The following is a 13,432-nucleotide window of genomic DNA, read 5'->3' as shown; positions in this document are numbered from 1 at the left end:
GCCCCGACTTGGCGAGGATCTTCTTCGTCGCCGGGATCGGCGCGGTGAGCATGAAGATCGGGTCGTCACCGGCGACGGCGAACGAGTGGAACCGTGCCCGCGGGGTCAGCCCCAGCTTCGACGCCATCTCCTCGCTCATGATCAGCGCGGCGGATGCACCGTCGGTCAGCGGCGACGAGTTGCCCGGGGTGATGTGCCACTGCGCCTCGGGGAACCGGGCCGCGTACTTCTCGGAGTAGAACGACGACTTCAGCCCGGACAGTCCCTCGGCGGTGGTCGTGGCGCGCACCGTCTCGTCGACGGTGTGGACGACGATATTGGACGAGTCATCACGCACCGCAATGGGAATGATCTCCTTGTCGAACAGCCCGGTCGCGGCGGCCTCGGCGGCCCGGCGGTGTGACTCGGCCGAGTAGGCGTCGAGGGTGTCGCGGTCGAACTTCCACTTGGCGGCGATCAGTTCCGCGGAGATGCCCTGGCCCACCAGACCCTCGGGGTAGCGGGTGGCTATGCCCGGGCCGGAGGTGTCCTGTCCCATCGTCGAACAACCCATCGGGACGCGCGACATCGACTCCACACCGCACGCGATCACCATGTCGTAGGCGCCGGCGATGACACCCTGCGCGGCGAAGTGCACGGCCTGCTGGCTGGATCCGCACTGGCGGTCGACGGTGGTCGCCGGAACCGAATCCGGGAACCCGGCCGACAGAACCGCGGTGCGGGAGATGTTGAGGGCCTGCTCGCCTGCTTGCATCACGCAGCCGCCGATGACGTCGTCGACCTGTGCGGGGTCGATGCCGTTGCGTTCCACCAGGGTGCGCAGTACGCGTGCGAGCAGCTCCACCGGGTGCGTACCGGACAGTGCGCCGCCGGGTTTGCCCTTACCGGAGGCGAGGCGGACGACGTCGACGATGACAGCGTTGGTCATGGTGTTTTCCCTTTCAGATGGCGGGTGGTTGCGACCCGGTGCCCCGGAGCGAAGCGACAGGACACCGGGCCGAGTCTCGCCCAACGTCCGGTGGTGGGTCAGCGGCCCTGCCAGACCGGCTGGCGCTTCTCGGCGAATGCCGTCGGCCCTTCCTTGGCGTCCGCGCTGGTGAAGATGGTGGCGATGGCGGCGGTGTTCGCCTCCCATGCCCGGTCGCCCCAGTCGGGCTCGGTTGCGGTGCGGTGGATCATGGCCTTCGATTCGCGCACCGACAGGGGTGCGTTGGCGGCGATCTGCTCGGCGAGTTCGAGCGCGACGTCGAGGGCGGTGCCCGCCGGGGCGACCCGGTTGACCAGGCCCAGTTCCTTGCCCTGCGCCGCGGTGATCGGTTCGCCGGTCAGCGCGATCTCCAGCGCGACCTTCTTGGGGATCTGCTGCTGCAGGCGGATCACCCCGCCCGCGGCGGCGAACAGTCCGCGCTTGACCTCGGGAAGCCCGAGTTTCGCTTCCTCGTCCACGACCGCGAGGTCGCTGGCCAGCACCAGTTCGGTGCCGCCGCCGAGGGCGAAGCCGTTGACCGCGGCGATGGTCGGCTTGCTGATCCAGTGCTGCGCGTATCCGGCGAATCCCCACTCGGGATGGCCCTCGGCCGCCGTGCTCTGCCCTGCGGCGAGGGCCTTGAGGTCGGCGCCTGCGCAGAACGCGCGACCGGACCCGGTCACCACGACCACCCGTACGTCGGGGTCGTTCTCGGCCTGCTCGAGCAGATTGCCCACGGCGGTCGACAACGCGCCGTTCACCGCATTGAGCGCCTTGGGGCGGTTCAGCGTGATGATGCCGATGCCATCGCGGACTTCCCAAAGCGCAGACGGCGATCCAGATACCTCAGCCATATGACTCAACTCCTTGTGCTTGCAGCCCTTGATGTTCAGCGGCTGTGTGGTGAGAGTGCTGGGCGTCCCCACCGGGGCGCCGACGCACGCCGTCTCGCTGCTGCCCGGTGTCGCGCTTGGTGGTCTGCGGGATGTCCCCACACGGACTACGCCATGAGCGTTCATATGGGACATCCCAGTCTGCCTCTCCGATCCGCCGGGTACACATACAACAGAGTGGATCGCGAGTACGGCGCGCGACTATGTTGCACTGGTAGCACCGGCATCATCCCCGAAACCGCGCCAAATAGGCGGTCAGGTCGAAGTCTGGATCGCCGGACTCCTGGTAGGCGTACTGCATCGTCAAATGCTCGCGCCTCCGATGTTCGAGCCCGTTCCACAACATTCGCTTCATCGCCCGCAGTGACCACGGCGAGTTCGTGGCAATTGCGGACGCGAGTTGTCGTGTCTCTTCCCGCAGCGTCGAAGAATTCACTACGCGTGTGACGAGACCCAGCCGGAGGGCTTCCTCCGCTCCTACCTTTCGGCCCGTGTAGAGCAGTTCGGCCGCGCGGTCCGCTCCGACCAACCGTGGCAGCAACCACGTCCCAGCGCCGGTGTCGGAGACTGTGCCCAGTTTCGCGAACGGCAGCGCGAAGGTGGCGTCGGTCGAGGCCATTCGAATGTCCGCTTGTAGAGCGAGTTCGCATCCGTATCCGATAGCCGGACCATTGACCATGGCGATTACCGGCTGGGGAAGATATGTCAGGGTCCAGAGGCTGTCCGGGCCGATAGTCGACCCGCTGGCGGGCGGCAGCGGTGCGCTGGGGTCGATAGTCGCCAGATCCGCCCCTGAGCAGAATCCGCGGCCGGCTCCCGTCACCACCACGACACGGACGTCGGGGTCGATTGCGAATGCTGTACACACGCGGTTGATTTCCTGGATACGCTGCGCGGAAACCGGATTCAATCGGGCGGGCTCGTTGAGAGTCAACCACCCGATGCCGTCCTCGACGGTGGCCCTCACGAAATTGTGTTCGCCTGCTTCGATGTTCTGCTCGAGATCCGATGTGTCCACGTTAGAATCCTCTGGAGGCGTTGTGAGGCTATTCCCAAAGCGGGAACTATCTGCCGGGTGCATGAGGCTCACACCTTCGTGGTGGTGGACGATTCGGCGGATGGGGCCTGCGATTGAAAGATTCGCGCGTAAACAGGGTCACGATCGGCAGCCCGCTGCTGTTCGAGGGCCATCTGCTCAGGGGTGGCCATAGTGTCGAACAAATGGTATTCGGTGGTCAACGCGGCTGCGGTGGGGGTGCCGAGTGCGTTGGCGAACGAGGTCTTCGCGGCCCTCAACGCGTATCCGGCGTACTGGGCGATCTCCCGAGCGTAGTCGACGGCCTCCGCCACCGAGTTCCCGGATTGACTCAGATGGTCGACAAGGCCGAGTTCGAGGGCCCGGTCCGCCGAGATCTGACGGCCGGTGAAGACTAGGTGGCGGGCGGCGGCGGGGCCGATCAGGCTTTGAAGCCTGGTCATCCCGCCTGCGCCCGGCAGCGAACCGATCTTGACCTCTGGTAGCCCGAACTGCGCGGAGGGGTCGGCGAACCTGACGTCGCAGGTCAGCGTCAACTCCGTGCCCCCGCCGAGCGCGAGTCCGTTGACGGCGGCGATGGTCGGCACGGCCAGGTCGGCGAACGCGTCGTACGCACGGCGCGCCAACTGAATCCATCCCGGTCCGAACTCAGGGTCCCTAAGATCTGCTCCGGCGCAGAAGAATCGGTCGCCGCTACCGGTGATCACAACCGCGCGCACCGTGGTGTCCGTTGCGCACAGATCTGCCAGAGCCAGCAGATCCCGGCTCACCTGTGCACTGACGGTGTTCGCCGATCGCGGGCGATCGATGGTGGCGAGAAGCACACCTGGCGCCGCCCAGTCCAGATCAATGTTGTCTAGGTTTGGTAGGCCCCTCATCGCTCGTTCCTCTCGTCAGTTGCGCCGGTGGTGCTCGCGTGTGCGAAAAACATCTGGTTGTGGGCCCCAAGCCCCGGAGCGCGTCGTGCGGCTGGTTGCGGCTCGAATTGTGTCAAGGGGGTACGGATATCTGGCATCGGTCCGTCCCGCCGGATCACGCCACGACCCAGGAACAGCTCGTCGGCGAGCAAACTTTCCGCGTCGTTCACGCGATCGACGGGCACGCCGGCAGTGCCGAGTTCGTCAAGCCAGTGGTCGGTGCTGTGTTCGGCGACGCGCTCTGCGACCGCGGCACGGAGTTCCTCGAACCGTTCGTGCCGTTCGACCCGGTCCAGTCCGCCCACGCCATGCATACCGAGCCGCTCGCACAGGAGTTGCCAGAAATGGTCCTCGAACGCGATGGAGATCGACAACCAGCCGTCCGAGGTTCGATAGAATCCGTACCCAGGATTGGCGTTGCCGCGGAATGGATTCCACTCGCCGGCCCAGTCACCCACGTGCAGTACCGACGCCCAACCGACCAAAGCGTCAGCCATTGACAGGTCTAGGTACCGGCTCTCCTCCCCGGCGAGGGCGCAGACCGCGGTCATCATCGCGGCGAACAACCCCGAGGTCAGATCGGCTAGCGGCAGGCCTGTGTAGTGCGGATCAAACGCCACAGGCATCGCCACGCCCGCCCGGCCCTGGATCGACAGGTCGTGGGCAGGCAGTTCGGCCTGCGGCCCCGACTGTCCGTACCCGGAGATCGCGCAATAGATGACGTCCTTGCGCACTGCGTGCAGGGTCTCGTAGTCCACACCCAGCCGTCGGGCCACTCCGGGGCGGAACCCCTCGAGTACGATGCGACAGGAACGTGCGAGTTCCGTCAACTGCCGACGGTCACGGTCGTCCTTGAGGTCGAGTGCGACACTGAATTTGCCGCGGTTGAGCATCTCGAACAACGACGGGCTGCGCCGCCCGGGATCGCCTCCGCCCGATTGTTCGACCATAACGACCTCGGCACCCATCTCACGCAGGAGCATCGCGGCGTAAGGTCCCGGGAGTTGCTGCGCCAGGCAGAGAACTCGCACCCCTGCTAGTGGTGTTCCGAAGGTCAAGCGGTCAAAGGGCATTCGAGTAGCCGCCGTTGACCGGCAGGGTCTGTTTTGTGATCCAGCCCGCGTCCTCGCCCGCGAAGAAGCAGATCGCTGCCGAGGCATCGGCTGATTCGCCGAAGCGCTTGACTGCGTAGCCACTAAGGATTCGGCGGGTTGTCTTGTCGTCCATCTCGTCGATCTGAGCGGTCGCTGGCGTGCGGGTGGCGCCCAGGGAAACGCAGTTTGCTGTGACCCCGTACCGACCGGCGGCGCCTCCGATCGCGCGTGTAAAGCCGGCTGCACCGGCCTTCGCTCCCGAATAGACGACATAGTTCGGCTCGCCCACCCGCCCGGCCTCGGAGATCACGGTCACGATGCGACCGTAACGACGTTCGACCATGCCGCCGACGACGGCGTGCGTGCAATGGAGGACGCCGGTGAAGTTGACACCGATCCATGGCAACCAATCCGAAGGAGCGCTCTCCCAAAAGGCTGTCTGGTCTTGTGCGTGTCCGGCGGTACCGGAGTTGCCTGCGTTGTTGACGAGAATATCGATGCCGCCGAACTCCGCCGTCGCTCTCGCTACCGCCTCCTGTACTGCGGGGCCGTCAGTCACGTCGAACGGGGCTGCAATCGCCTCGGCGCCGAGGTCACGGAGTTCTTCTGCGACTGTCTCGGCTCGATCAGCCACGTAGTCGTTGACCACGACTCGGCCGGCGATTCCGCGCCGGACCAAGTCGGTCACGGTCTGCCGACCGACGCCCTGGCCGGCGCCGGTCACCAGGGCCACACGTGTGGTCGCTGCTGTTGTTGCCATGGATCAGATCCTTTCCAGAACGGTAAGGGACAGTGCTGCGGTGTCAGCGCCGATGGATCCACCTGCGTTGTGCGCCAATGCTAGTCGTGCATCAGGGTGCTGGCGGTCGCCCGATCGCCCCTTCAGCTGTTCTGTGAGCTCGACCAGTTGCGCACAGCCTGACGCGCCTACGGGGTGCCCCTTGGCGAGCAGTCCACCACTGGGGTTGACATAGGTGGTTCCGCCCAGCGCGGTCTGCCCTGAGCGGATCAGTGCTGCGGCGTCCCCTTCGGGGGCGAGCCGCAGGGACTCGTAGTGCTCGAGCTCGGCTGGTGCGGCCGCGTCGTGCAGCTCGACTACGTCGAGATCGGCAGGGCCGATCCCCGACTCGTCGTACACCCGATCCACCGCACGCTCGACGGACAGGGGGGCATTGTCGGTACCGGAAGTCAACACCGATGCACGGACCCGCACCAGCGGTCCGCCAGCGGCCAGTGCGACCTCCTTGCTGCCGAGAATTACCGACGCGGCTCCGTCACCGATGGGTGAACACATCGGCAGGGTGAGCGGCCAGACGATCTCGCGTGAGCCCTGCACCTGCTCGATGGTCAGCACTTCCTGCAGCTGTGCTCGCGCGTTTCGCGAGGCAAACTGGCGGGACTTGACCACGACGGCGGCCAGGTCGGCCTGCGTCGCGCCGGTCTTCTCCATGTAGGCTCGTGCGGACTCCGCGTAGATATCCATGAACCGCGAGCGGTTACCGGTTCCGACGGCCACTGCGAGCCGGTCGACGGTGTGGTCTTCGCCTCCGATTTCGTCGAGATCGACGCCAGACGCGTAGGCGCGGAAGCTGACCGCTTTGTCGGAGTGAGTCAACTTCTCGGCACCGACGACCATTGCAGTCTCTGCCTGTCCGGACGCGACGGTCATCCAGGCGAGGTGCGCCGCGGATGAACCGGATGCGCAAGCGTTCTCGACGTTGATAATGGTCGCGCCGAGCAGTCCGGTGTGACGAAGGGCTACCTGGCCGCGGATCGTCTCCTGCCCTGAGACCAGGCCACCGACGGCATTCGAAAAGTACACGTATGGGATCTCGTTTGGAGTCAATCCCGCGTCGCGGATCGCCTCTTCGGCTGCAGTTGTGGCCAGCGACCGGACCGTACGGCTCCAGTGCTTGCCGAAGGGCGTCATACCGACGCCGATCACATACACATCACGCATGTTGTCAACCTTCTGATTGAGCGGCCGCCGCGCGCGGTGGGCGACGGCGGTCGCAGTGTTCACTGCCCCCGTAGGTCAAGCTTCACTTGGTGGCGTCCGCCAAACGGTGCCTGATCATCTTCTTGTCGATCTTGCCGACCGCAGTCAATGGGAAGTTGTCCGTGAAGTGGATCTCTTTGGGGGTGTAGATGGCACCCTTCTTTTCGCGGACGAGTGCCTTTAGTTCCGCCTCGTCCACTTCGGCACCGGCCTTGATCTTGACTAGCGCGTGCACCGCTTCGCCCCACTTGTCGTCCGGGATTCCGATGACAGCTGCGTGATCCACCGCGGGATGGGTGTGCAGAACATCCTCGATTTCCCTGGGGTAGACGTTGAAACCGCCCGAGATGATCATGTCCTTCTTGCGGTCGACGATGAAGATGTAGCCATCCACGTCCTGGACGGCGATGTCGCCGGTGTGCAACCAGCCGCCCTTCAGTGCCGAGGCGGTGAGCTCCGGTTGTTTCCAGTAGCCACTCATGACGGAGGTGCCGCGCAGACATAGCTCACCTGGCGTGCCGAGCGCGACTTCGCGGTCGTGACTGTCGAGAATCGTGGCAGTGATGCCAGCCGGTGGACGGCCCGCGGACGCAAGCAGGTCGGGCCGGTCCTCACGGTGATCTTGCTTGAGGAGCAGGGTCGCACCGACACCGATTTCCGTCTGCCCGTATCCCTGCAAGAGCACGTTTCCAAACCGATTGCGGGCCTGCACGAGTCGAGGGATTGACATGGGTGCGGCCCCATAGACCAGCGTGGCCAGGCTCGAAAGATCCCGGTTGTCGATGTCGGGGTGGTCGAGCAGGGCATAGATCATGGTTGGAACGAGGAACGTCACGGAGACCTTCTCGCGCTCGATGATGCGCAGGGCTTCGGCGGCGTCGAACTTCTCGACCAGCACCACCCGGCCACTCAACGCCAACGCGGGTGCGAGCAATTGGCCGGCGGCGTGCGTGATCGGCGCCGCGATCATCAGGACGATGTCGTCAGGCCATTGCCAGTTCGCCTGTACCAGCAGAGCCTGGCAAAGGGCGGCGCGGTGTGTGTGTACGACCCCTTTCGGGCGGCCAGTGGTTCCGCCTGTGTAGAAGATCGAAGAGTAATCGTCGGCGGTGGCGACGGACGTGAAGTTTTTCTTGTCCGTGCCTTCATTTGCCTCCGCGGCAAGCGCGATCAGGTCCTCACCAACAGGGCCGGGGCCGAGCGAGTAGACCTTCTGTAGACCTGGGATCTTCGCAAGTGCGCGTGCGCGGTCTCCGTAGGAGCGAGGGTCGTAGACGAACGTGTGCGCTTCGCTGTCCTCGAGGATGAAACGATGATCGGATTCCGAACCCATTGGAGCCAGCCCCGTATGGCGCGCACCCAGCATCTGGGCGCCAATCATCACAATAAACGCCTCCGGGAGGTTGCCTGACAGGACAGCGATACCCGCACCGGTGGTGAGGCCTCCGTCGCTCAGCACACGTGCCATAGCGTGGGCGAGTTCGACCGCGGCATCGCCAGTCATCTCACGGTCGCCGTGAGTGAATGCGACCCCACGTCCTCGTCGAGCTAGAGCTGAGAGGCAATAGTCGACGAACGTCGAGTCGGGGAGCCCGCGCTCCCCAGCATTCTTGTCATTCACCGTGGATCATCACCTTTCGTTGCGGGGAACCCGCCGCTGAAATGCACTGCATATCCAAGTTGAGCACTGATAAGTCGAAACATGGTTATCTGGTTAGTTAAGATTCTAGCACTTGAATCGCTTCTAGACGAGCCCCTATCCCGTTCGAGGTGCACCACCGCCAGCATCACGGGCACGGCGTCAGTGCGACGCCTCTGATCAGCTGAAACGCGGTGGCGTAACCGGTGTCGGCAGCCCGATGTGCGGTCCACGACCAGGCCGACCCGTATGGGGCACGCAGGGTCACCGATTGCCTGAAAAGTCCGAACGCACCCATCGTCCCAGCGGTCCGCTGCGGGCGACAAGGCTCCGACATCGCGGCGTTTACGAGTGGTGACGGTGCCGCGTCGAAGTCGTACCCGATCGAAACGGCCGTGACGACAAGTGTCTGGCGCACTGATGGACGGCAGAAGCAGAGGGATTCCCCCGGCGGCAATCCTCCAATTGCGGGTGTGACGATCCAGTCGCGCGCGACACCGCACCACACGAAACGAGCCCAGTCATGCTCCCCGCTTGCTTGCCGCTGACCACGGCGCAGGCGGCCGAAACTGCCCGTGACGTGATGCGACTTCCCGTGTCTTCGAATTGTTCATTGCTGGTTCCCTTTCGAAGCACATTGACGTCGCCGGAATGTGGCGGTAATGGCTATCTGACGTGACCTAGCGGCCGGCCGCTAGGCAATGCAATGGCCGCCCCCCGGCGCGACGAATGGCACTCGGCGGTGAGCGGGGTCTCATGGATCGGCGCACGTGATGGGTTTCACGATCGCGCCTCGATACTGTAACCTTGCCTAACCGGGCGGGCAACCATTTGTATGGTGTGGGTTCGCACAGGCGCGTCCGCACTGCGGACGCCCGGCTGTGGCGGAGGCAATACGTTGCGCCGGACCTGGCCTCGATACTGCAGTCACCGAGTGCGCTCCACGTCGAGCATCAACGAGTTCTTCTGTGACACTTTCCACCGTCCGCAAAGCATCTTCCGACGAGAGGCGACAGGGATGAGACACGACAACCTCGGTACGGACATTGAGATCGACTTTCTTGACGCGGTTCAAGCTTTCATCGATCGCGTCGTCCGGCCGGTAGAGGTTCGGTATGCCGGCGAACTCGCCGAGACCGGAACCATCGACCCCGCGAGGCAACTTGACGAGCGGCGGCAACTGCGCCGCCGCAGCGCCGCGGCGGGCCTGTACGGGGCCGCGATGCCGGAGGAAGTCGGCGGAGAAGGCCTGAACGTTGGCACAATCGCGCACTCATACCGGTTGATCGGTGCCAGTGGGCTGCTCCTTGCCGATCGCGGCGGCGTGCTTCCCAACGTGGAAGGACCACAGGCGCCGATGATTGCGATGTCACCCGAACAGCGTGACCGGTATCTAGCGCCGCTCATACGCGCCGAAATCGAAGGTTGCTTCGCGATTACCGAACCCGGAGCGGGTTCAGACGCTGCCAACGTGCAAACGACCGCGAAGATGGACGGTGACTACTGGGTCATAAATGGGACAAAGCAGTTCATCACGCACGCGGCATACGCCGACTTCGTCCAAGTTGTTGCCGTGACCGATCCCGACGCGTCCGCAGCCCGACGCCTTACTGCGTTCCTCGTCGACATGGACAGCCCGGGCGTCTCTGTGGGCGCGACACACTGCACCCTTGGTGAGGATAGGCCCGTCGACCTCTATTTCGACGGCGTCCGCGTACCGGACAGCGCAATTGTCGGTGGGCGTGGCCGTGCACTTCACTACGCGCTTGCGGGAATCGGTCGTGCTCGCATCAATATTGGCGCATTGGCCATCGGTAAGTGCGAGTACCTGCTGCAGCGAATGACCGAGTACGCGTCCCAGCGGACCGCGTTTGGACGGACGATCGGCGGCCACCAGTTCGTACAGGGTCACATCGTGGACTCGGGAATCGAGATCGAGGCCGCACGGGGACTGTTGCGTTCCGCATGTGAGGTCGCCGACCAGGACGATGAACGTGCCCGCCGACTGAGCGCCACCACCAAGGTCTATGCAACGGAGGCGCTATCCCGTGTCGCCGACCGTGCAATCCAAGTGTTCGGCGGCAGCGGAGTGACTCACTCGACCGGCATAGAACGCTTCTACCGCGATGCCCGGGCCATGCGTATTTACGAGGGCACCAGCGAGGTGCTGCGGTGGAACATCGCCCGATGGATGGGCTTGCCCTCGTCCTGACGGCATCCTTGTGCAGGTTGGTCACTTCTCGCATCTGAGCCTTCGGAGTCCGTTCAGCAGCGAGCACAGCCTCAATGGGCATGTCAAATATTGCCGCCTTGAACCGGCTTAATTAAGTGCGCGAGCATCAAACAGCCCTTCTTCGAGAACGTTACGAAAGTCGGAGTCATGTGTCGACCGCCCTGGACAGGAAGTGCAAACGTTGGACGCGATCGCGGCAGTCGCACGTGCGCCACACGCTGAGTTCACACTCGAATCGATTAAAGATGTTTCGGTAATAGGGCGTGTCGTTGCACGGGATTCACCCCGTGCTGCTTGATTATTGAGGAATGGCAGGTAAGGAAACCGGTTCCGGCGAGGGGCCCGACGCCGGGAAAGTCAAGCAGCGCAACGGTCGCCGTGATCTCGACGCGTTGCGCGACCGGCGGATGCGGGCGGCGGAGATGTTCGCCGCAGGACGACGACAGATCGATGTCGCGGTCGAGTTGGAAGTCTCCCAGCAGACTGCCTCACGCTGGCATCGACAGTGGGCCGAAGGAGGCAACGAGGCATTGGAAGGTGCCGGTCGCGCTGGACGCCGACCCCGCCTCGATGACGCCCAGATCGAGGCGATCCGAGAGGAACTGCTCAAAGAACCCCGAGCTCATGGCTTCGCGACCGGGGTGTGGACCCTGGGCCGGGTCGCGATCGTGATCGAGCGGCTCACCGGTGTGACCTACGGACCCACTCAGACGTGGACGATCCTGCGGACCCGACTGGGCTGGAGCCGGCAGCGGCCCGCACGTCGGGCAGTCGAACGCGACGAGGACGCCATCGTCGCCTGGCGCGAAAATGAGTGGCCGCGGATAAAAAAATAGCGCGGCGCCGAGGTGCGTGGATCTGCTTCCAGGACGAAAGCGGTGTGTCGCTGCTCCCGGTGGTCCGAGCAAGCTGGGCGCCGAAAGGTGTGACACCTGTGTTGCATCACCGATTCTCGTGGAAACGAATGTCCATGACCGGAGTGCTGGCGTATCGTCCCGACCGCAGCCGGAGCGCGTTCGTGTTCTCCATGACCGACGGCTCCTACAACACCGACAAGCTCATCGAGTTCCTCACCGAACTACGCACCCATTTCGCCGGGGAGCAGGTCATCCTGATCTGGGACGGGCTCATGGCCCACCGATCCAAGGCGATGACCGCGTGGCTGGCCACCCAACGCGACTGGCTCCACGTCGAACGCCTCCCTGCCTATGCCCCCGAGCTCAACCCCATCGAACAAGCATGGGGTAACATGAAATCCACCGAGCTCGCCAACCTCTGCCCCGACATCCTCGATGAGGTCCGCATCGCGACTCACCCGGATCGGCTCGAACTTCGACCTGTGTCACAGCTTCCTTGACCACACAGGACTTTCCTTATGATCACCACTCACTTAATTACCGAAACTTCTTTAGGTGAGGCCCCGCCGCCGCCAGCTTTGCAAATGCCCCGGCGGGGCCCTGCACCGACCAGAGTGCGAGGTCGGAATCGGTGCGTGCCCAGACTATCCGCGGCGAACCATCACCACCAGAAAGGCGTCCACATTTCAACCGTCGACTACGTCACACCAAAAGCATCCGCTCGACGTCAGCGGGGGGTGCGTCATCTTTGGTCATACAGCTCACGTGGCCCCCTCCCCACCGAAGAAAGTGCCCCGTCGCTCGGATGGGGGTGGGGGCGTTGTGTCGTTCCTGAAGGTCCCAGCCTACTGATCCTGATGGATGCCGATCGTCGTGAGTATCGCTGAATTCTCTGCGCCATCGACCAAGAGGGCGAGGTGATACCGACCCGGTTCCGAAGCAGATATCCGAACCTGAGTCGCGGCGTCGCAGATGAAAGGCGTTCCATCTGGGAAGTCGGGACGAGCCCAGGTCCCAAGCACGTCGACGCCGGATCCATCCAGAAGGTGCTTGTCCGGTCCCGCGCCTTGATAGCGAATGCGGTCGTCTCCCGGTGGGGATTGAGACTCTGCGCTGTCAGATGCACGAGTACATCGAACACGGTAGGGAACTCAGGGACCGTCCACCTATTGATTGCTCCGGTTCGACCGAGTTCACCAGCTGATCAGTACTGGCACATCGTCCATTCGCCATCTTCGCGGACGAACGATGTGGGAGTGTCTTCCTCCTGGAAATCCAGTGCGCCGTGGGTGTTCCCCAATGGGCGTCGGACACGGACAACGGTATCATCCACATCTCCGCGAATGTCTGCGCTGACCAGGGAAATTCTGTGGGCGCACCAATCTCGCGCTCATACCGCGCTTGCTCTGCGATCTCTTCCGGAGAAAGGCCTCTACGGGCAGCTTCCCTTTCTGCTGCGCAGACGAACCGTAGTACCGTTCAGGATCGTTAGCTTCAATTGCAGCGTTCATGTCGTGCACGACTGACACGATCAGCTCCTCATCGTGCGGCAGCTGCTCCTTGTCGGAAGGACCGGTGCAGCCAGTGCAGCCCATCGCTCCGACCATCATGAAGTTCAACAATGCGATCGCCCGAAAGCTTTCTTAAAGTGTGATAGTTCTCCAGAATCCGGGGTGCCTCCCGGTGGCCGGAGCCGGGTGTGACCCAGTTGCAGGGGTGAGTGGCAATCCTATGGTTGGGGCGACAATGATGCGGTCGGAACTGTTGGTGGCGGAGCATGTGAGGGCAACGTCGGTC

11 protein-coding genes are annotated in these 13,432 nt (G+C 63.7%); 3 read left to right on the top strand and 8 right to left on the bottom strand.

Translation table 11 applies throughout. The features are described from left to right. From P3H15_RS44760 to P3H15_RS44725, 8 genes are all read right to left on the bottom strand, one after another. Positions 1–928 (bottom strand): thiolase family protein (locus P3H15_RS44760; RefSeq protein ID WP_276143190.1); only part of this gene is annotated, 928 nt, incomplete at its 3' end. A 98-nt stretch (positions 929–1,026) separates the two neighbouring features. After that, positions 1,027–1,821, bottom strand: coding sequence for a crotonase/enoyl-CoA hydratase family protein (locus tag P3H15_RS44755; protein WP_276143189.1), 795 nt, complete (start codon positions 1,819–1,821; stop codon positions 1,027–1,029). A 265-nt stretch (positions 1,822–2,086) separates the two neighbouring features. Further along, a complete protein-coding gene (locus tag P3H15_RS44750; protein ID WP_276143188.1) occupies positions 2,087–2,878 on the bottom strand; it encodes an enoyl-CoA hydratase/isomerase family protein in 792 nt (263 codons plus the stop codon). Positions 2,879–2,946: 68 nt separating this feature from the next. After that, on the bottom strand, positions 2,947–3,774 hold the full coding sequence (locus P3H15_RS44745) for an enoyl-CoA hydratase/isomerase family protein (protein ID WP_276143187.1): 828 nt from the start codon (positions 3,772–3,774) through the stop codon (positions 2,947–2,949). Continuing rightward, positions 3,771–4,886, bottom strand: coding sequence for a CaiB/BaiF CoA-transferase family protein (locus tag P3H15_RS44740; RefSeq protein WP_276143186.1), 1,116 nt, complete (start codon positions 4,884–4,886; stop codon positions 3,771–3,773). The genes P3H15_RS44745 and P3H15_RS44740 overlap by 4 nt, the downstream gene beginning before the upstream one ends. After that, on the bottom strand, positions 4,876–5,640 hold the full coding sequence (locus tag P3H15_RS44735; protein WP_276143185.1) for an SDR family NAD(P)-dependent oxidoreductase: 765 nt from the start codon (positions 5,638–5,640) through the stop codon (positions 4,876–4,878). Before P3H15_RS44735 ends, P3H15_RS44740 begins: the two co-directional genes overlap by 11 nt. 30 nt (positions 5,641–5,670) lie before the next feature. Further along, on the bottom strand, positions 5,671–6,930 hold the full coding sequence (locus tag P3H15_RS44730; RefSeq protein ID WP_276143184.1) for a thiolase family protein: 1,260 nt from the start codon (positions 6,928–6,930) through the stop codon (positions 5,671–5,673). Between the two features lie 19 nt (positions 6,931–6,949). Continuing rightward, on the bottom strand, positions 6,950–8,527 hold the full coding sequence (locus P3H15_RS44725) for an AMP-binding protein (protein WP_276143183.1): 1,578 nt from the start codon (positions 8,525–8,527) through the stop codon (positions 6,950–6,952). A 1,036-nt stretch (positions 8,528–9,563) separates the two neighbouring features. On the opposite strand from P3H15_RS44725, the gene P3H15_RS44720 reads away from it, so the two are divergent. From P3H15_RS44720 to P3H15_RS44710, 3 genes are all read left to right on the top strand, one after another. Further along, positions 9,564–10,757 carry an acyl-CoA dehydrogenase family protein gene (locus P3H15_RS44720; protein WP_276143182.1) on the top strand — a complete coding sequence of 398 codons (1,194 nt, stop codon included), beginning with the start codon at positions 9,564–9,566 and terminating at the stop codon, positions 10,755–10,757. A gap of 329 nt (positions 10,758–11,086) precedes the next feature. Further along, the gene (locus tag P3H15_RS44715; RefSeq protein ID WP_276143181.1) at positions 11,087–11,614 is read left to right on the top strand and encodes a winged helix-turn-helix domain-containing protein; all 528 of its coding nucleotides are present in this window, start codon (positions 11,087–11,089) and stop codon (positions 11,612–11,614) included. Continuing rightward, entirely contained in the window at positions 11,593–12,135 is a 543-nt protein-coding gene (locus P3H15_RS44710) for an IS630 family transposase (protein WP_276143180.1), read from the top strand. The genes P3H15_RS44715 and P3H15_RS44710 overlap by 22 nt, the downstream gene beginning before the upstream one ends. The last annotated feature ends 1,297 nt before the right edge of the window (positions 12,136–13,432 follow it).

Origin of the sequence: Rhodococcus sp. T2V (assembly GCF_029269925.1) — a bacterium.
Classification (GTDB): Bacteria; Actinomycetota; Actinomycetes; order Mycobacteriales; family Mycobacteriaceae; genus Rhodococcus_F; species Rhodococcus_F koreensis.
Note: the sequence above shows the minus strand (reverse complement) of the source record. Positions and strands in the feature narration are given on the sequence as shown.

What these genes read in the sequence shown, in the direction of transcription:
- P3H15_RS44720 (WP_276143182.1), top strand. Translation starts at nt 9,564, where the DNA reads ATGAGACACGACAACCTCGGTACGGACATTGAGATCGACTTTCTTGAC.
- P3H15_RS44740 (WP_276143186.1), bottom strand. Translation starts at nt 4,886, where the DNA reads ATGCCCTTTGACCGCTTGACCTTCGGAACACCACTAGCAGGGGTGCGA.
- P3H15_RS44745 (WP_276143187.1), bottom strand. Translation starts at nt 3,774, where the DNA reads ATGAGGGGCCTACCAAACCTAGACAACATTGATCTGGACTGGGCGGCG.
- P3H15_RS44755 (WP_276143189.1), bottom strand. Translation starts at nt 1,821, where the DNA reads ATGGCTGAGGTATCTGGATCGCCGTCTGCGCTTTGGGAAGTCCGCGAT.
- P3H15_RS44715 (WP_276143181.1), top strand. Translation starts at nt 11,087, where the DNA reads ATGGCAGGTAAGGAAACCGGTTCCGGCGAGGGGCCCGACGCCGGGAAA.